This window comes from Lelliottia jeotgali, from assembly GCF_016771845.1.
In the GTDB taxonomy this organism is placed as follows: domain Bacteria; phylum Pseudomonadota; class Gammaproteobacteria; order Enterobacterales; family Enterobacteriaceae; genus Enterobacter; species Enterobacter jeotgali.
Window position 1 is genome coordinate 177,093 of record NZ_JAENMQ010000006.1, and the last position, 16,203, is coordinate 193,295.

Annotated in this window: 19 protein-coding genes and 1 other annotated feature; of the genes, 10 read left to right on the forward strand and 9 right to left on the reverse strand. The window is 49.9% G+C overall.

The features are described from left to right. Positions 1 to 138: 138 nt before the first annotated feature. Positions 139 to 513 carry a DUF2799 domain-containing protein gene (locus tag JBO43_RS13760; RefSeq protein WP_095282968.1) on the reverse strand — a complete coding sequence of 125 codons (375 nt, stop codon included), beginning with the start codon at positions 511 to 513 and terminating at the stop codon, positions 139 to 141. 212 nt (positions 514 to 725) lie between these two features. Between JBO43_RS13760 and aroF the strand changes: the two genes are divergently transcribed. The 3 genes from aroF to JBO43_RS13775 are packed head-to-tail and all read left to right on the forward strand — an operon-like array spanning position 726 to position 3,860. Further along, positions 726 to 1,796 (forward strand): 3-deoxy-7-phosphoheptulonate synthase AroF, encoded by a 1,071-nt coding sequence (gene aroF / locus JBO43_RS13765; protein WP_095282967.1) that lies wholly within the window; start codon positions 726 to 728, stop codon positions 1,794 to 1,796. A 10-nt stretch (positions 1,797 to 1,806) separates the two neighbouring features. Further along, entirely contained in the window at positions 1,807 to 2,928 is a 1,122-nt protein-coding gene (gene tyrA / locus JBO43_RS13770; RefSeq protein ID WP_202674538.1) for a bifunctional chorismate mutase/prephenate dehydrogenase, read from the forward strand. Positions 2,929 to 2,987: 59 nt separating this feature from the next. Continuing rightward, on the forward strand, positions 2,988 to 3,860 hold the full coding sequence (locus tag JBO43_RS13775) for an SMP-30/gluconolactonase/LRE family protein (protein ID WP_202674539.1): 873 nt from the start codon (positions 2,988 to 2,990) through the stop codon (positions 3,858 to 3,860). On the opposite strand, the gene pheA is transcribed toward JBO43_RS13775, so the two are convergent. From pheA to JBO43_RS13800, 5 genes are all read right to left on the reverse strand, one after another. After that, positions 3,857 to 5,017: a bifunctional chorismate mutase/prephenate dehydratase gene (pheA, locus tag JBO43_RS13780; protein WP_202674540.1), complete on the reverse strand. Its 1,161-nt coding sequence runs from the start codon at positions 5,015 to 5,017 to the stop codon at positions 3,857 to 3,859. The genes JBO43_RS13775 and pheA overlap by 4 nt on opposite strands. Positions 5,018 to 5,046: 29 nt before the next feature. Continuing rightward, positions 5,047 to 5,172, reverse strand: a sequence feature (Phe leader region). Next, entirely contained in the window at positions 5,124 to 5,171 is a 48-nt protein-coding gene (gene pheL, locus JBO43_RS13785; protein ID WP_103946649.1) for a pheA operon leader peptide PheL, read from the reverse strand. (Overlaps the previous feature by 48 nt.) A 163-nt stretch (positions 5,173 to 5,335) precedes the next feature. After that, complete coding sequence (locus JBO43_RS13790; RefSeq protein ID WP_202674541.1) at positions 5,336 to 6,328, reverse strand: phage integrase; 993 nt, start codon at positions 6,326 to 6,328, stop codon at positions 5,336 to 5,338. Between the two features lie 66 nt (positions 6,329 to 6,394). Then, a complete protein-coding gene (locus tag JBO43_RS13795; protein ID WP_202666497.1) occupies positions 6,395 to 6,694 on the reverse strand; it encodes a helix-turn-helix transcriptional regulator in 300 nt (99 codons plus the stop codon). A 136-nt stretch (positions 6,695 to 6,830) separates the two neighbouring features. Beyond that, complete coding sequence (locus JBO43_RS13800) at positions 6,831 to 7,121, reverse strand: helix-turn-helix domain-containing protein (RefSeq protein ID WP_202666496.1); 291 nt, start codon at positions 7,119 to 7,121, stop codon at positions 6,831 to 6,833. Positions 7,122 to 7,223: 102 nt separating this feature from the next. Between JBO43_RS13800 and JBO43_RS13805 the strand changes: the two genes are divergently transcribed. From JBO43_RS13805 to JBO43_RS13830, 7 genes are all read left to right on the forward strand, one after another. Further along, positions 7,224 to 7,517 carry a Cox family DNA-binding protein gene (locus JBO43_RS13805; protein ID WP_202674542.1) on the forward strand — a complete coding sequence of 98 codons (294 nt, stop codon included), beginning with the start codon at positions 7,224 to 7,226 and terminating at the stop codon, positions 7,515 to 7,517. A gap of 17 nt (positions 7,518 to 7,534) precedes the next feature. Beyond that, positions 7,535 to 7,864 (forward strand): hypothetical protein, encoded by a 330-nt coding sequence (locus JBO43_RS13810; protein ID WP_237730049.1) that lies wholly within the window; start codon positions 7,535 to 7,537, stop codon positions 7,862 to 7,864. 15 nt (positions 7,865 to 7,879) lie between these two features. After that, positions 7,880 to 8,449 (forward strand): 3'-5' exonuclease, encoded by a 570-nt coding sequence (locus JBO43_RS13815; protein WP_202674543.1) that lies wholly within the window; start codon positions 7,880 to 7,882, stop codon positions 8,447 to 8,449. Further along, positions 8,449 to 8,670, forward strand: coding sequence for a ParE family toxin-like protein (locus tag JBO43_RS23285; protein ID WP_237730050.1), 222 nt, complete (start codon positions 8,449 to 8,451; stop codon positions 8,668 to 8,670). The genes JBO43_RS13815 and JBO43_RS23285 overlap by 1 nt, the downstream gene beginning before the upstream one ends. Positions 8,671 to 8,705: 35 nt before the next feature. Next, a complete protein-coding gene (locus tag JBO43_RS13820) occupies positions 8,706 to 11,363 on the forward strand; it encodes a toprim domain-containing protein (protein ID WP_202674544.1) in 2,658 nt (885 codons plus the stop codon). Between the two features lie 156 nt (positions 11,364 to 11,519). After that, positions 11,520 to 12,479 (forward strand): plasmid segregation protein ParM, encoded by a 960-nt coding sequence (locus tag JBO43_RS13825; protein WP_202674545.1) that lies wholly within the window; start codon positions 11,520 to 11,522, stop codon positions 12,477 to 12,479. Between the two features lies 1 nt (position 12,480). Beyond that, positions 12,481 to 12,867, forward strand: coding sequence for a plasmid partitioning/stability family protein (locus tag JBO43_RS13830; protein ID WP_202674546.1), 387 nt, complete (start codon positions 12,481 to 12,483; stop codon positions 12,865 to 12,867). A gap of 29 nt (positions 12,868 to 12,896) precedes the next feature. Here JBO43_RS13830 and JBO43_RS13835 read toward each other — a convergent pair whose 3' ends face one another. Genes JBO43_RS13835 through JBO43_RS13845 form a run of 3 tightly spaced genes read right to left on the reverse strand, consistent with a single transcriptional unit; the run spans position 12,897 to position 16,032 of the window. Then, complete coding sequence (locus tag JBO43_RS13835; RefSeq protein WP_237730051.1) at positions 12,897 to 13,217, reverse strand: ogr/Delta-like zinc finger family protein; 321 nt, start codon at positions 13,215 to 13,217, stop codon at positions 12,897 to 12,899. Beyond that, positions 13,214 to 14,260 (reverse strand): phage portal protein, encoded by a 1,047-nt coding sequence (locus tag JBO43_RS13840; protein ID WP_202674547.1) that lies wholly within the window; start codon positions 14,258 to 14,260, stop codon positions 13,214 to 13,216. Before JBO43_RS13840 ends, JBO43_RS13835 begins: the two co-directional genes overlap by 4 nt. Next, positions 14,257 to 16,032 (reverse strand): terminase large subunit domain-containing protein, encoded by a 1,776-nt coding sequence (locus tag JBO43_RS13845; RefSeq protein ID WP_202674548.1) that lies wholly within the window; start codon positions 16,030 to 16,032, stop codon positions 14,257 to 14,259. Before JBO43_RS13845 ends, JBO43_RS13840 begins: the two co-directional genes overlap by 4 nt. Positions 16,033 to 16,203: the final 171 nt, after the last annotated feature.

The following is a 16,203-nucleotide window of genomic DNA, read 5'->3' on the forward strand; positions in this document are numbered from 1 at the left end:
CCATACCGCTCTGGAAATATATGTCCTTAAATATTGCGGGCAGAATACCATTGTTTACCTAAACAGTCATTATGTGGAATTTATGGTGACTTAAGCTAAATCCAAATCGCAACTGGATGAAATAGTTATGTTATTAAATTAATTAAGTCTTGATCCCCGCATTCCTTCATCCATTCCTTTTTGCCAGGATTTGCGCAACAGGTCTGCATTTTCTGCGGTATCGCAACTGGCGGGAAATACTTTCCCGGACACGCCCCAGGCGTAGACAAAATCCTCAGTGCATATTTTTTTCTGTCCGTCTGCGTAACCACGCAGGTATTCACTGCGGTTTACGTCTGGATCGTTAAAATTATCCGCGAGTGTTTCATTGCTTTTTACCGACGCGCCATTCATGGCATCTTCCTTACCGGCAGTGAACCAGCTAGTGCCGGTCCAGGTTGGCTGGAAGGTGTAGGGGTTTATCTGACAGCCTGTCAAAAGTAGAGACAGTAGTACGAAAACAGTTAGACGCATTGTCATTCTCCTTTTTCTTCAGCATAGCCTGGCTAAGAAAAAGCGACATGTAATTATAAGTTTACAGTTTTATCGAATGTTTTTTGCTAAAAATCGCCATTCGTAAAGTAATGTTTACGTATTTTGGATTGAAATCTTTACTTCGTGTGATATTGTATGTTCACCTCATCGAGGAAAACACTATCGCAAACGAGCATTACAGGATCGCCATCATGCAAAAAGACGCGCTGAACAACGTACATATTACCGACGAACAGGTTTTGATCACGCCAGATCAGTTAAAGCAGGAATTCCCGCTGAGCACTGAACAAGAGGCTCAGATCGAGCACTCCCGCCAGACCATTTCAAACATCATTGCCGGTCGCGATCCGCGTCTGCTGGTGGTGTGCGGGCCTTGCTCTATTCACGATCCTGAAACCGCGATTGAATACGCTCGTCGATTTAAAGCATTAGCAGAGGAGGTCAGCGATAGCCTCTACCTGGTCATGCGCGTCTATTTTGAAAAACCTCGTACCACCGTGGGCTGGAAAGGATTGATTAACGATCCGCACATGGATGGCTCGTTTGATGTGGAAGCCGGTCTGAAGATTGCGCGTCGTCTGCTGGTAGACCTGGTGAATATGGGGCTGCCGCTGGCGACAGAAGCGCTCGACCCGAACAGCCCGCAATACCTGGGCGATCTGTTTAGCTGGTCCGCGATTGGTGCGCGCACTACAGAATCACAAACTCACCGCGAGATGGCGTCTGGCCTGTCGATGCCGGTTGGTTTTAAAAACGGCACTGACGGCAGTCTGGCCACCGCGATTAACGCCATGCGTGCAGCGGCGATGCCGCACCGCTTTGTCGGGATCAACCAGGCCGGTCAGGTTTGCCTTCTGCAAACTCAGGGCAACCCGGATGGTCACGTGATCCTGCGCGGCGGTAAAGCACCAAACTACAGCCCGGCGGATGTCGCGCAGTGTGAAAAAGAGATGGAACAGGCGGGACTGCGCCCGGCTCTGATGGTAGATTGCAGCCATGGTAACTCCAATAAAGATTACCGTCGCCAGCCTGCGGTAGCGGAATCCGTTGTCGCGCAAATCAAAGACGGCAACCGTTCGATTATCGGTCTGATGATTGAGAGTAATATCCACGAGGGTAATCAGTCATCCGAACAGCCGCGCAGTGCAATGAAACACGGTGTCTCCGTCACGGACGCGTGTATCAGTTGGGAAGCGACTGACGCGCTGCTGCGTGAGATCCACAAAGATTTGAACGGCCAGTTGGCGACGCGTCTGGCTTAAGAGGTTTGTTATGGTTGCAGAATTGACCGCATTACGCGATCAAATTGATGAAGTGGATAAGGCGCTGCTGGATTTGCTGGCGCGCCGTATGTCACTGGTTGCGGAAGTCGGCGAAGTCAAAAGCAAATACGGCTTGCCGATTTACGTCCCGGAGCGCGAGGCGTCCATGCTGGCCTCTCGTCGTGATGAGGCGCAATCGATGGGAGTTTCCCCCGATCTGATTGAAGATGTCCTGCGCCGCGTGATGCGTGAATCCTACTCCAGCGAAAACGATAAGGGCTTCAAAACCCTCTGTCCGTCGTTGCGCCCGGTGGTGATCGTCGGCGGTGGCGGTCAGATGGGGAGTCTGTTTGAGAAGATGCTGACGCTTTCTGGCTATCAGGTACGTATTCTTGAAAAAGAAGACTGGGCGCGAGCGCCAGAGTTAATGTCCGATGCGGGCATGGTCATCGTCAGCGTGCCAATTCATGTGACCGAAGCCATTATCGGAAAACTTCCGCCTCTGCCGGAAGACTGTATTCTGGTGGATCTGGCGTCCGTGAAGAATGGTCCGCTGCAGGCGATGCTCGCGGCGCATAACGGACCGGTGCTGGGCTTACACCCGATGTTTGGCCCGGACAGTGGTAGCCTGGCGAAACAAGTTGTCGTTTACTGCGATGGCCGTCAGCCGGAAGCCTATCAGTGGTTCCTGGAACAGATTCAGGTGTGGGGCGCGCGTTTGCACCGCATCAGCGCGGTTGAGCACGATCAAAACATGGCGTTTATTCAGGCGCTGCGCCACTTTGCGACATTCGCTTACGGCCTGCATCTGGCTGAAGAGAATGTCCAACTGGAGCAGTTGCTGGCGCTTTCCTCTCCGATTTACCGTCTGGAGCTGGCAATGGTCGGGCGTCTGTTTGCCCAGGATCCTCAGCTGTATGCTGATATTATTATGTCGTCAGAGAATAATCTGGCGCTGATCAAACGCTACTACCAGAGGTTTGGTGAGGCGATAGCATTACTGGAACAGGGCGATAAGCAGGCCTTTATCGACAGTTTCCGTAAGGTCGAACACTGGTTCGGTGATTACGCGAAGCGTTTCCAGAATGAGAGCCGCACCTTATTGCGCCAGGCGAACGATAGCCGCCAGTAATCTAATGATGTATATACTAAAAGCCAGCACTGCTGGCTTTTTTCATTTGAGGATTTGTCATGGCGGAACCGCAGGTTTTATTCGATTACACTGGGCACTTACCGGAATGTCCGACCTGGAGTGAGAGCGAGAAAGCACTCTATTGGGCCGATATTCTGGAAGGCGAGATTCATCGTTATCATCTCTCTTCGGCTAAACATACTGTTCTCTCATTCCATGAAGAAGTTGGCTGTTTTGCCTTGCGTGAAAAAGGCGGATTTATCGTCGCGATGCGTAACGCGATCTGGCTGACCGATAAGCACGGGCTGCTCCAGCGTAAAGTGTGTGATAACCCGTCGAATCCTCAGCTGGCCCGTTTTAACGATGGTGGCACCGATCATCTGGGGCGTTTTTACGCAGGCACCTTTTGGGGGCCTGGAGATTGTAACGGCGCGATGCTGATGCGTATTGATAACGACTTAACGCCGAAAGTGATCCAGTGCGATATTCACGGACATAATGGGCTGGCCTTTAGTCAGGACAATCAGTGGATGTTTACCTCGGATACACCCAATGGCGTTATCTACCGTACGCCGCTGGATGAGCAGGGCGAGCCGGGATCGCGCGAAGTGTTTCGCCGATTCAAAGAAGGGGAAGGAATCCCAGACGGTGCCGCGATGGATGTTGAAGGCTGCTACTGGAGCGCATTGTTTGATGGTTGGCGCATTGCACGGTTCTCACCGCAAGGGGAACAGCTGGAAGAGCACCGCCTGCCGGTGCGTTGCCCGACGATGGTCTGTTTTGGTGGCGATGATATGAAAACGCTGTTTATCACCACCACGCGCGAGAACATGGATAGCCAGGAAGTCGCGGAGTATCCGCTATCAGGTGCGATCTTCACCCTGCCAGTTAGCGTGGCAGGAATGAAGAAAAGTCGGTTCGTCGAGCGTTAAACCGGATCGACCGGCACGACGTTTTCGCCCGGATAGCAGCCCAGCACTTTCATCGAACGGGTGATTTCGCCCAGTTCACGCAGGGCGTCTTGCATGGATGCCGATTTCAGGTTGGCCTGAATATCCAGATAGAACATCTCCTCCCACGGATTCCCGTTGATCGGACGGGATTCCAGTTTGGTCATGATCAGATTGTGATTACGTAACACCAGTAGGGCTTCAACCAGTGCACCCGCCTGCTGACCTGTCGCCATCAGTAAGGTGGTTTTCGCCGGGACCTGATCGGACACATCAATCGCTTTACGCGCCAGTACCACGAAGCGGGTAATGTTCTGTGTCTGGTTAGCCAGATTTCGCTCCAGCACCTGCAAGCCATACAGCGCGCCACCCGCTTCGTTACCGAGCGCGGCTACGCGTGGAGAGTTCGCCTGCGCCACCTTTTCCATCGCCGCAGACGTGCTTTCGGTGTACTCAATTTTCCAGTGTGGATAACGGTTCAGGAACTGGCTGCACTGCTGGAACGGTTGTGGATGGCTGTAGACGGTATCAATTTGGCTCAGGTCGGTTGAGCCAGAAACCAGTACGCAGTGATCGATTGGAATGTTCAGCTCGCCAACCAGTGACAGGCTAGTGTGTTGAAGCAAATCGTACACATCGTTAATCGCACCGGAACTGGTGTTTTCAATCGGCACGATAGCGTAATCAGCTTGTCCGGTTTCGACCTGATTAAAAATATCCGCGAACTTTGCGCAGCCGCTTTCAATAAATTCTTCGAAATGGCGAGCAGCATACTGGCGTGCGGCCAGATGCGAGTAAGACCCTTTTGGCCCGAGAAACGCCACGCGTGCGGAGTGCGGATTAGTTTTATTCAGATGTTGTTGCAGCAACGCTTGTTGGGTCAGTACGGAATCTTCGATGATAAGCTGGAACAGGCGGGTGATGTAATGAGCATCCAGGTGGTGTGCTTTACCCAGCTCGATCAGGCGCTCCAGCAGATCGCGCTCGCGGTCGATGTCGCGCACAGGGCGGTGGGAGTCAAGCTTGGCTTTACCCACTTCGACGGCGAGGGTGCGGCGTTCGGCGAGCAGCGCCAGCAGTTTTTCATCCAGTGCGCTGATTTTTACTCGCAGATCCATTAACGGGTTTTCCGATGTCATAGCGTTGCCTGTTTAGTTTATTGTTATCAATAAAAAAGGCCCCCCGGTGTGGGAGGCCTTGTTGTTCGTCTTCGCATTCTTTATCACACGACGAAACGCCTCCCATTCAGGGGAAGGTAAAAAAGAATGCGAAGAAAAACGGTGTGCGTGTCATGGGTTCATCCTGTGATTGATACCATTAAAGTACCCGTACTGTTTTCATCCTGTCAATAAAAAACGCGCCCGAAGGTGCATTGAGTATGCCTGCAAAATAAGGCGCTTTGAAGCAAAACAAACACTTAATTGCGCCTTTTGATGCTAAATACTACCTAATACGCCCTAGCCAGAGGTCAAGTTATGGACGCTTCCTCGCATAGGATTGAACCTTATCGCGTCCGTCAAATAATCCGGTGCAAAGTGCGCATAAGTCATCGTTTGTTCGATAGTTGTATGGCCCAATATGCGTTGCAACGTAATGATATTGCCACCGTTAATCATAAAGTGGGTCGCAAATGTGTGCCGGAGAACGTGAAGAGCCTGACCCTTTGGAAGTTCCGGCTTAACCTTTCTCAACACTTCACGAATATGTGCGTAATCGGTATTAAATAACCTTCCGCTTTTTTTAGTGAGAATGTAATCGGCAACTTCCTGAGACACTGGTACCGTTCTTGCTGGCCCCGTTTTTGTTTTAACGAATGTCACTCGGTTGTTAATGACATGCTCTGCTTTTAAATTGCTTGCCTCTCCCCAGCGGGCACCTGTGTTAAGGCACAATACAACTACCCTGCGGTCGTCCCCAGTCAATGAACTTAGAAGTTCTTTTACTTCTTGTTCTGACATGTAGGACATTTCAGTATTTTCTAGCCTTAATTTACGAACACTACGAAAGGGATTTTCATGATGATATTCTTCCATTTCAATGAGCAGGCTGAACATGCTCGACATTGAACAGAAGTCTCGGTTAATAGTGCCTGGTGACACGCCTGATTCAAGGCGATTGGCCCTGAACTTCATCAAAAAGTTTTTAGTGAGCAAATAAATCCTTGGTTCTCCCATATCTCTGTTTATTTTCTCAAGACGCTTCCGGTAGGAATCTCCATAGTTATGATTTTTACCGTGATAGTTCCACCATATAGCTATTAAATCTGACAATAGGCGTTGGTCTGCAGGTTTTTCGAGCCATTCTTTATCGTGAAAGTTGGTCAGAACGTAACGTTCATAGGCCTGAGCCTCAGCTTTCCTTACAAACTTGCGCCGGATCCTTCTTCCTGAAGTTCCGCGCGGCCTGACATCCACTTCAAAGCGACCATCATCCAGCTTCTTAATTGACATAGCGAAGCCCTCTGATGTCTGAATCGTTGGTTAAGTTGTGTTCTAAGACGAAGAAGAACCAGATAATTATCCAGTTTTTTGAGTTAAGTGGGGATATTTTGTTGTTTCTGGCCCATCAGGGGAGAGAGTCGGGGAGATTTGTCCCGCCGACGGTGCTGTTTTGCCTGTCATCAACCATAAAGTGTATTTTTCAAACCTAGGATTATTTAGAACCGCATCTATGACTACCAGTCCTGCATCCCTCTGACCACTTTCATAATTTTTCACTGTACTTAATGCAATAGACACTGTATCCGCAAAGGCTGCTTGGGTAAGCCCCTCTGATTTCCTTATTTGCTGCAACTTCTGAGAATGGACTCTTGACATGGTCTTCATCAGTATACTATCTTTCTCTGGTACTCATTTGAGTACCGACAAATAAACCCTAATACACCCTAATTCGTACTAGGAACCAAAACCAACGAAGGATAACACAATGGCTTATACAGCGGATCATATGAGGTCAGGCACTTCTTGCGGACTGATTGCTTTCATCTGCCGATTCAGCGGGACAAACCTGCCCTGCGTTCGGAAGCGTTTGGCCTGTCATAAGCCAAAGAGTGTATTTGGTAAATCTGGGGTGGTTCACCACTTTATCTATGATTCCCATTCCAGCTTCACGATGTCCGCTTTCGTAATTTCTAACCGTGCCTATCCCGATCTCAAGCATTTTTGCAAAATCTGCCTGTGTGATGCCTTCCGCGGTTCGTATGTCTCTCAGTTTTTTGGCATGGCTTCTTGACGGTGTCATCATTTGAGGATTATCCTTTGGTTGTGTCATCATTTGATGACGACAAATAAACCCTAGTACGCCCTAACACGCCCTAGAAATTAAATGGAACGGAGAGTATTACATATGAAAGAGATAGCAGAAAGCATGGTTTCAGCCCTGGTTACCCCGGAATTTTTTGCTTCTTACATCGGCAAAACCCCTGCCGCCATTCGTAAGATGGCTATGGCCGGCAAGCTACCAGTCATCAAAATGAAAGACCCTACAAACGCATCAAAAAAGGGTGGTGAGATCTACATCCATCGCGCTGAGTGGGATGCCTACGCTACACATCTTGCGCAGGTAGCCCCCCCGGAATGGCATGACTGGAAAAACAGACTGTTCACTACTGAAAGAACGGTACGTCAGGAACAAAAATAATCAGATAAAGGGAATGAATGAGTATGAAAGCAAAATACGCCACGCTTATTCGTAATTTATTGAATAACTATCACGAGCAGGCCAAATCAATCGAAACAGAAACATTTTCTGTTCACAGCGATGGTCTGCAGTTAATGGAGTTAAATGTGAAACTTGCTAAGTGCCTTGAGGGTATTTCAGCAACAGCCATGCTTAACAACGATAAAGATGATTTTAATGAACTGCACAAAATCACACTGCAGGTTTTTAGCGGGAATATCCCGGAGTTTACTGGCTTAACATCGTTGCTTACTGCATCAATGAAAAAGCCAGTAATTAATCATCTTCAAACCGTACATACAGCTTAACTTATGGATAAAGTAATGAACAATCTGATTATTGATATAAAAAGAATGGACTGCACCCCAACATCTGCAATTAATTCTATCGGCGCTGTCTTTTTTGACCCTCAAACGGGTGAAATGGGTAAGCAATTTTATCAGCGTGTCAGTCTGGATAGTTGCATTGGCCATAACCTTACAGTAGGTGCTGAGACTGTGTTGTGGTGGATGCGTCAGGACTCTGATGTGCGTAGTGAGATCTTAAATGATGAACGTCTTGATTTGCCTCTGGCACTTGCGAACCTTGAGGCATTCATTCTGGAGCACTCATCACCTTCCAGTCTGCAGGTATGGGGCAACAAAGAAGCGTTCGACACCGTGATACTCAATCATGCCGTTGCAGTGTGCGGATTTGATGAACCACTTTGGTTTTTCCGGAACGAGCGTGACGTTAAAACCGTTGTCGAACTATCCCGGGCGCTTGGCCTTAATGTTCATAACATTATTAAATTCGAGGGCATAAAACACCATGCCTTATATGATGCTATCCATCAGGCTAAAGTCGTTTCCTACGTATGGATGTATCTGCACAAAATAGCCAGGGTGGAATAATGATACTGAAAGCCAACAAACATGCAGGCAATACTATACTTAATAAAACATTTGAGTTGCTTTGTCGGTATTACAGTGGTGAGAAGGTTTATAAGGTTATAAAGCCGCACATTTATTTTTCTGTGCGTGTTTCACGTCGCTGGCGTTTGCTGAGTAAAGACAACGGAAAGCACTGGGTTCTTATGACTCACGAAAAATATAACGCTTATTGCATTCACTGATTTAACCATCAACTAACTTCATATCTGGAATATTTATGAACGCCACAATACAACGGGATGTTGTGAGTCGTCTCGTTCGCGACTTTGAGTTTAAAGAGCGGGAAAAATATTTGCAGCAGGGCGTTTGCCCTTGCTGTCAAAAGCGCGAATTATTTACCAGTATTGAAAAGCCGTGGATATTGAAATGCGGGCGCGAAAATAATTGTGCACACCAGATTATTGTTAAAGAGATATACCCTGACATTTTTGAAGACTGGTCTTCACGGTACCAGGACTCGCCTGAAACGCCACATGCTGCCGCTGAGGCTTATCTGCGTGAAGCACGCGGACTCGATACGGAGAGGCTCAAGGGCTTTTTCACTCAGGGTGCCTTTGCAAAGGATGGCATGGGTTCTGCTACCGTCAGGTTTAAACTCGCCTGTGGCGCCACGTGGGAACGCATCATTGATAAACCCCAGCGCTTTGGTAAGCAGAAAGCCAACATCAAAGGTAGCTATGTCGGCCACTGGTGGGTTCCGCCATTTGTTAACCTGCAGGATGTTAACGAGATCTGGATTACCGAGGGCATCTTTAATGCACTCAGTCTTTGCCAGGCCGGAGTGACTGCTGTTGCAACTCTGAGCAGCAATAATTACCCGCTTGCCGCGCTTGAGGAGCTGGCAAAAGCGTTGGGTGAGAAACCTCGCCCACGTCTTGTATGGGCTTTTGACGGTGATAAGGCGGGCATTAAGCATACTCTGGCGTTTGCAAAGCGTAGCGAAGCCGCCGGGTGGAAAGTTCGCGCCGCTCAGCCGGCTAAGTCAGCGAAAGCACAGGACTGGAACGATTTACTGCTGGCTGAACGCCTCGGGCCATCTGACCGTAAAAATTACCGTTATTACGGCAATCTGTTGCTGGCAAAAAGTGCTACCGAAAAAGCGCTTCTCATTCATCATCATAATGAGTGGCACGCATTTTATTTTGAGCATGGTTCTCGCATGTACTGGTTTGAGCTGGATCTTGACCGTTACATGCGAGCCTACGAGCGCTTTTCTAGTTCCGGCACTGAGGTTATTCAGGAGTGGGAGGCGAAAGAGCGTGCCGTGAAAGAGTCTGGCGGTGTAACCGAAATCGCCAACTGCTGGCTGACGCCGCTCTACTTTCAGCGCTCAGAGCCCACTGATGAATCATGGTACTACGTGAAGGTCAACATGCCTGGCCGGCCTGCGGTCAAAGACACATTCACGGCGAATCAGCTCACCAGTTCCGCAGAGTTCAAAAAGCGCCTGCTGCACATTGCAAAAGGTGCAGTGTATACCGGTAGCACCAAACAGCTGGATAAATTCATCCAGATGAGGCTCCCGGAAATCAAAGAGGTCACGACACAAAATTTCATCGGCTATAACAAGGATTATACAGCCTGGCTGTTTAACCGCGTTGCCGTATGTGGTGGCAAGCTCTACGAGATGAATGACGAGGACTATTTCGAAATCAATAGCGCCAGCGTAAAGAGTTTGAGCCTTACGCCATCGCTGGATCTGAACCCAAAGCTGGACGAATTTACAACGGGCTGGGTGGATGATATCTGGACGGCTTTTGGGGTGAAGGGTTATGCGGCGCTTGCGTTCTGGCTTGGCTCGCTATTTGCTGAGCAAATCCGCGAGCGTGATAAGTCTTTCCCGTTTATAGAAATCGTCGGAGAACCTGGCACCGGTAAGTCCACATTGATTGAGTTTCTCTGGAAACTGGCGGGTCGTGAAGAGTACGAAGGGTTTGACCCCTCTAAATCAACAGCCGCCGCCCGGGGCCGTAACTTTGCGCAGGTTGGAAATCTGCCTGTTGTTTTAATCGAAGGCGATCGTACGACAGATAACGCAAAGCAACGTGCTTTTGACTGGGATGAACTTAAGTCGCTTTACAACGGGCGTGCCTCCCGCGCGGTGGGGATAAAATCCAACAATAACGAGACGTACGAGCCGCCTTTCAGGGGCAGTATTGTCATCGCTCAAAACGCCGATACTGACGGCAGTAAGGCGTTTCTGGAGCGAATCATACACATTTACACCGATAAACGGGCTCAGTCCTTACAGACCCGATACGCTGCAGAGCGTCTTGAGCAGATACCTGTCAGTCACGTATCCGGGTTCACGCTGATGGCCACAATGCGCGAAAAAGAAATCATGCAGGCCTACGGCAAGGGCTATGAAAAAGCACGCCGTGAGCTGGAGTCCAATCCGGACATTCGCCATATTCGTATTGCAAAAAATCATGCTCAGCTTACTGGACTTATGGAGGCGCTTGCACTGGTTGTGCCTGTGTCCATTGACCGAATTGAGGAAACACGTACGGCAATTACTGCTCTGGCCGTTGAGCGTTGTCAGGCGCTGAAACGCGATCATCCACTTGTGCAGGAATTCTGGGAGCTGTTCGATTATCTGGATGAGTTAACGCCGTACGGTATTAATCATTCTCCGAAAGAAAATGAAATTGCCGTCAATTTTAACCATATGGTGCAGGTCGCTTCCGAACACCGGCAGCACATACCGTTTACGCTGGCTGAAATCAAAAAACTCCTTAAAAACGGTAATGAGCGACGTTTTATCCGCAAGGTGGCTACCCGCAGCGCCGTCAGTGAGCGTTACAACGCCGGAAAAGGCGAAATGCAGCGTATGCCTGATGTTTTTCATTGCTGGGTATTCAGCAGGGATAAATAACAGCGTGAACATAATGGCTCAGATAGTTCTTTTATTTTTCTCTGATTTTTCTCACGAAGTGGCGCGAAGGGGATTTTTGGTTATGACATAGGCAAATTATTCCCTAATTTTTCTCATTTTTTTCTCAATCTATTCTCACTTTATTTATGAGGTCGTATGAAAGTTTTTATTGATGACGGTTCAACCAATATCAAGCTGCAGTGGAAAGAGGGCAAAGAGGTGCGCCGCGCAATCAGCCCGAACAGTTTTAAACGTGAATGGGGCGTTACGTTTGGTGCTGAGCGTGTCTACAACTACACCCTCAACGGCGAAAAATATTCTTTCGATCCCATCAGTGCCGATGCGCTGGTGACAACCAACGTCGCCTGGCAGTACAGCGATGTGAATGCGGTTGCTGTTCATCATGCGCTTTTGTGTACGGGCCTTACGCCATGCGAGGTTGATATTGTCGTGACGCTTCCTCTGACGGAGTTCTACGACCGTGACAACCAGCCCCGTACCGACAATATCCTGCGTAAACAGCAAAATCTCATGCGTCCGGTAGTGCTTAATGACGGTGAAACGTTCACCATCCGCAGCGTCGAGGTAATGCCGGAATCCATTCCAGCCGGCTTTAGCGTGGTACGCGACCTGGACGAGCTGGATTCACTCCTGATTGTCGATCTCGGTGGTACCACGCTGGATATTTCGCATGTGAGGGCAAAAATGCGCGGTATCTCGCGGATATTCGGCGATTCCGGGCTTGGTGTGTCGCTGATGACGCAGGAAGTCAGAGCAGCAATGACGGTAGCCGGGACGCGCGGCAGCAGCTACCTGGCCGATGAGCTGATTATTAACCGCAATGACGAGGACTACCTGCAGCGCCGGATTAACGATACGTCACGGCTTACCGTGGTACGTGATGCGCTGCGCGAGTCCCATCACCGGCTTGTTGGCCGCGTCATTGATGCTGTAAGGGGCTTTGACGGTTACTCTCATGTGATGGTTATCGGCGGTGGGGCTGAGCTGATTGCTGATGCGCTTCGCGCATCCTGCGGCGTGCGTGACGAGCGTTTCTTCCGAAGCGACGATCCACAGTTTGACCTGGTCAATGGAATGTATGCGATAGGATCCTGATATGCCGAAAAGCGATAAGCGCCGGAAAATCACGTTTTATCTCAATCCGGAAGGCAGCGCAGCCGATCGCTATGCCTGTGACGCCATCGAGAGAATGCCCCAGGGCGACCGCGGAGGCTTCTGGCGTGCCGCTTTGCTGGCGGGGGTTGCGCTGGGTAAGCAGGATGACCGGCTGCCGCATATGCTGGCCGCTCAGCTGACGGAATACAGCACGTTTGAGGAAATGGTGCTGGTCATGAAGGCCATCTTTCCGGAGGCGATGAGTTCATTTGGTGAGCGGCGAACGGCTGAGCCTGCAGCAGTCAGGATCGTTAGCGAGATGAAGGAAGAAAACGGAGAAGACGAGACGCTAAAAAATGCACGGGCTATGTTTGGGGGCAATCCATAGCCTGCGCGGTGGTAAAACTGCAGGGGATATTATATCCCCTGCAGCTGCATTTGCTGCAGTGCATTTTCTTTCTGTTGTGGGGAAAGTTTATCCAGCATGTTTATGATCCTTCCATCGACAGACAGCGCACTGGGGCTGAGGGTATGATGAAATGTCAGATTCAGCACAAACGTATGACCACACTCAACGTTGCCGCAGGCGCAATAGATAACGCTAAGTTCGTCATGCTGCGGTACTGACTTTTTAATAGTCGCAGGCGCGTGGCATACCGTGCAGGTGACTTTCAATACGCGCATGTTGATTACTCCGAAGTAATAATGGTCATACAGCGATTTTAATTTATTTTTCATGCGCCTGCATCCTCAACTGGTTTATTATCGAACGACACCCGCAGCCTCGCCGGTATCCCCCCGTTGTTTATTTCTTCCGCAATAAAATTTTGCATAGGGATGATCTCATCCTGCCGGTAAGCCTCGCGGTATTTCAGCGGGTCGCCAAGCCCCGTCGAGTTCTGCGGAATGATGCCGGCAAGACCTGCCGGGAAGCGGTGGGCGACAAGCTGATCCTGCGCTGAAATATTCTTGATGTTCACAAACTCATCCTTCGCGCCGGTATCACCGACCGGGATAATTTTGACCCCTTCGGCCTTACCGTTCGGGATGTTGATGAACATGCTGCGGAAGTTGCCGGCACCCTTCGATTCCTCAATCTTTTTCCTTATCTCGATCTCGAGTTCCGGCGACATGTCGGGGTCGGTGGCATACAGGATGTAGCCCAGATGCGCCCCGTTTTTGTAGTATTTCTGACGAAACCGCGTGGCCTCAAAGTTCAGCATCGCGGACTGCAGGCCGCCCAGGTAATCCGGGATGCCGTAAATCTGCTGTTCCGGGTCATACTGGGTGATGAAGATGATGTCATCAGGTGAATAGGTGATATTGCCGCCCCGCTGCAGCAGCACAAATTTGCCATTCTTCCGCCGACGCAGGTACATCGATGGCAACGGCTGCAGGCGATTTATAGCGCCAAAGGCGTTGCGTACTTTTAGCAGTGCCACATCGCCGAACATCAGCAGATTCAGCGCCGTCGCCCGCATCTTGCTCTGTGACATGCCGCCACCGCTGACAAACCCGCCGGCCACCATGGTTGTGCGTGCCCGCAAAACGGCCCCGTGATAGGCCGCGATATTGGCAATTTTTGACAGCGCCTGCCGGTCTATTGGCGGGATATAGTAATCGTTGTACGTGTCGTAATTCGTTTTTACATAGTCGAGCGGTGACGTGATCTCCTCGATGCCGCCAAAGCTGATAACGCTCATTTTGTTCTCTGCCCGGGGTTCCGGCGCATCAAAGCGTGCCGGCAGAGTTTTCTGCCTGCCCCTGTTTCTCTTACTCATGCTGCAATACCCCAGGATGATTTACGTTTTGTCCGGTAACTGAGCGGCTCTTTGATTATCGCGTGGCTGATGGCAAAGAAGAGATCGGCGTGCCCTGTGTCTTCTGTTCTGTCCGCCACAAAGGTCATTTCATTCCCGCTCGCGGTTGTTGTTTGCCTGATGGCCATAAAACTTGCCGATGCATTCGTGTGATCGTCTTCAGCCCACTCGATACGCTCAGAGTCGACAATATCGAGCATTTTCATCACCAGGCGGTTTTTTTCCGCCACGTTATAGGTAATTGGCATCGCCTCACGTCTGGCAAAGTGCTGTATGAGCTCAAAAACGCCGGCACCAATCCCGGTTACGTCAACGCCAATGTGCGTCATATTGAATTTTTCTTTAATTTTCTTGATCTCCTCCGCCATCCAGGCGAAGGCTAAGCCGCGCCAGTGGTATTTTTCCAGAAGCCTGAAACGTTCACCGGCGAACACCGGAACGGCCACCACAACAAATGTCGCATTATCGCCCGTTCGCGCCGGGTCGAATCCCCCCCAGACTTCCCGCTGACCGAAGGGCCGCGCGGCTTTTGAGTCGTAATCTTTCCACGTGGTCGGATCCACTTTGCATTTCTGGAGCACCTCGAATTTGAAGACGCTGGCGGCATCGTCCACAAAGATGCACATAAAAAGCATCTTAAAGGCGGTGTCACTGTGGATCTCGCGCTGCTCATCAATGTCAATCAGGTCAAATCCGCCGGCGATGGCGTCCGCGAGGGTGATGACGTGACGCCACTGACGATCGGGACAAAGCACCCCCTGACGCATGGCCTCAAAATCGGGGAATTCGATGTTCTTGCGGTCCGGCCTGTCTTTTTTCCAGCGCTCGCCGCTCCACATCGGGTAGGCCTGATGTGACTTACTGGATGGCGTTGAAAAGTAGGTCACACGGCGGTTGATTTGCGCGGCCATGGCGCTTGCCACGGTGTCCATTTTCTGGAATTTCGGGATCCAGAAATATTCATCGCAGTACAGGTTTCCGGAATGTGACTGCGCGGTATTGCTGTTGGTGGCCAGAAAGCGCAGCACCGCACCGTTTGACAGGGTGATGTCCGTGCCGCGCAGCTGCACGTCGAAAAACTGGGATGCGATGCTGAAAATGTACTGCCGGAAGACAAACGCCTGCGCCTTACTCGCTGACAGGAAAATTTGCTGGTCGCCGGTCAGGATTGCATCCTCGAGCGCCTCAAAGGCAAAGTAGTACGTCATGCCTATCTGACGTGCTTTCAGGATGTTGCGAACCTTGTGCGATTTGTTTTTACGCACGTGCAGCTGATGCTGGTAGAGGTTCTCATTCGCCCAGGCATCGAGCGCCTCAGCGGTGATATGGCTGATGTCGTTTTTACGGCGACGGCGTCGTGGCTGCTCCCCTTCGCCGGTATCGTCAGAATGCTCCGCAGCCGGCTGCAGACGGCCTTTAATTTCGGCCATTTTCTCAGTGTGCTTGTTTCGCTGCGCCATGAGCTTGATATGACTGTTAATCAGGCATTCCAGCTCGCGCAGTTCACCCACTTTTTTATTCTCACGTGGCGATAACACTGCAATTCGGCGCTCAATGGCATCAAGAGCCGATTCCTCGCTGAGTAAATCGGCCCAGTTGAATTTTTCAGCCCAATTGTAAACCAGTACTACATTCGGTAGCTTTAATTTTGTGGCAATTTCTTTCGGAGTATGGCGCTTTAAATAAAGCTGCTTTGCCATTTGTTTTGTTTCTTCACTGTAGCGTGCAGCCATTTTTAGCCCTCATCTTATTTTGTCTCTATTGTGAATTGTGAATTTACGTCCGTGAATAACTTTTTTTCGGTTATATCGCTTATCCGAAATTAATTCGGTGAAAAATATTTCTGTATGGCATTTAATGGATGTATGTGATTTTTTTCTTTCATCTGAATGATGCGCGGTGCG

Excerpts from the sequence above, each read along its gene's own strand:
- JBO43_RS13760 (WP_095282968.1), bottom strand. The coding sequence starts at position 513 with ATGCGTCTAACTGTTTTCGTACTACTGTCTCTACTTTTGACAGGCTGT.
- aroF (WP_095282967.1), top strand. The coding sequence starts at position 726 with ATGCAAAAAGACGCGCTGAACAACGTACATATTACCGACGAACAGGTT.
- tyrA (WP_202674538.1), top strand. The coding sequence starts at position 1,807 with ATGGTTGCAGAATTGACCGCATTACGCGATCAAATTGATGAAGTGGAT.
- JBO43_RS13775 (WP_202674539.1), top strand. The coding sequence starts at position 2,988 with ATGGCGGAACCGCAGGTTTTATTCGATTACACTGGGCACTTACCGGAA.
- pheA (WP_202674540.1), bottom strand. The coding sequence starts at position 5,017 with ATGACATCGGAAAACCCGTTAATGGATCTGCGAGTAAAAATCAGCGCA.
- JBO43_RS13790 (WP_202674541.1), bottom strand. The coding sequence starts at position 6,328 with ATGTCAATTAAGAAGCTGGATGATGGTCGCTTTGAAGTGGATGTCAGG.
- JBO43_RS13795 (WP_202666497.1), bottom strand. The coding sequence starts at position 6,694 with ATGTCAAGAGTCCATTCTCAGAAGTTGCAGCAAATAAGGAAATCAGAG.
- JBO43_RS13800 (WP_202666496.1), bottom strand. The coding sequence starts at position 7,121 with ATGATGACACCGTCAAGAAGCCATGCCAAAAAACTGAGAGACATACGA.
- JBO43_RS13805 (WP_202674542.1), top strand. The coding sequence starts at position 7,224 with ATGAAAGAGATAGCAGAAAGCATGGTTTCAGCCCTGGTTACCCCGGAA.
- JBO43_RS13810 (WP_237730049.1), top strand. The coding sequence starts at position 7,535 with ATGAGTATGAAAGCAAAATACGCCACGCTTATTCGTAATTTATTGAAT.
- JBO43_RS13815 (WP_202674543.1), top strand. The coding sequence starts at position 7,880 with ATGAACAATCTGATTATTGATATAAAAAGAATGGACTGCACCCCAACA.
- JBO43_RS23285 (WP_237730050.1), top strand. The coding sequence starts at position 8,449 with ATGATACTGAAAGCCAACAAACATGCAGGCAATACTATACTTAATAAA.
- JBO43_RS13820 (WP_202674544.1), top strand. The coding sequence starts at position 8,706 with ATGAACGCCACAATACAACGGGATGTTGTGAGTCGTCTCGTTCGCGAC.
- JBO43_RS13825 (WP_202674545.1), top strand. The coding sequence starts at position 11,520 with ATGAAAGTTTTTATTGATGACGGTTCAACCAATATCAAGCTGCAGTGG.
- JBO43_RS13830 (WP_202674546.1), top strand. The coding sequence starts at position 12,481 with ATGCCGAAAAGCGATAAGCGCCGGAAAATCACGTTTTATCTCAATCCG.
- JBO43_RS13835 (WP_237730051.1), bottom strand. The coding sequence starts at position 13,217 with ATGAAAAATAAATTAAAATCGCTGTATGACCATTATTACTTCGGAGTA.
- JBO43_RS13840 (WP_202674547.1), bottom strand. The coding sequence starts at position 14,260 with ATGAGTAAGAGAAACAGGGGCAGGCAGAAAACTCTGCCGGCACGCTTT.
- JBO43_RS13845 (WP_202674548.1), bottom strand. The coding sequence starts at position 16,032 with ATGGCTGCACGCTACAGTGAAGAAACAAAACAAATGGCAAAGCAGCTT.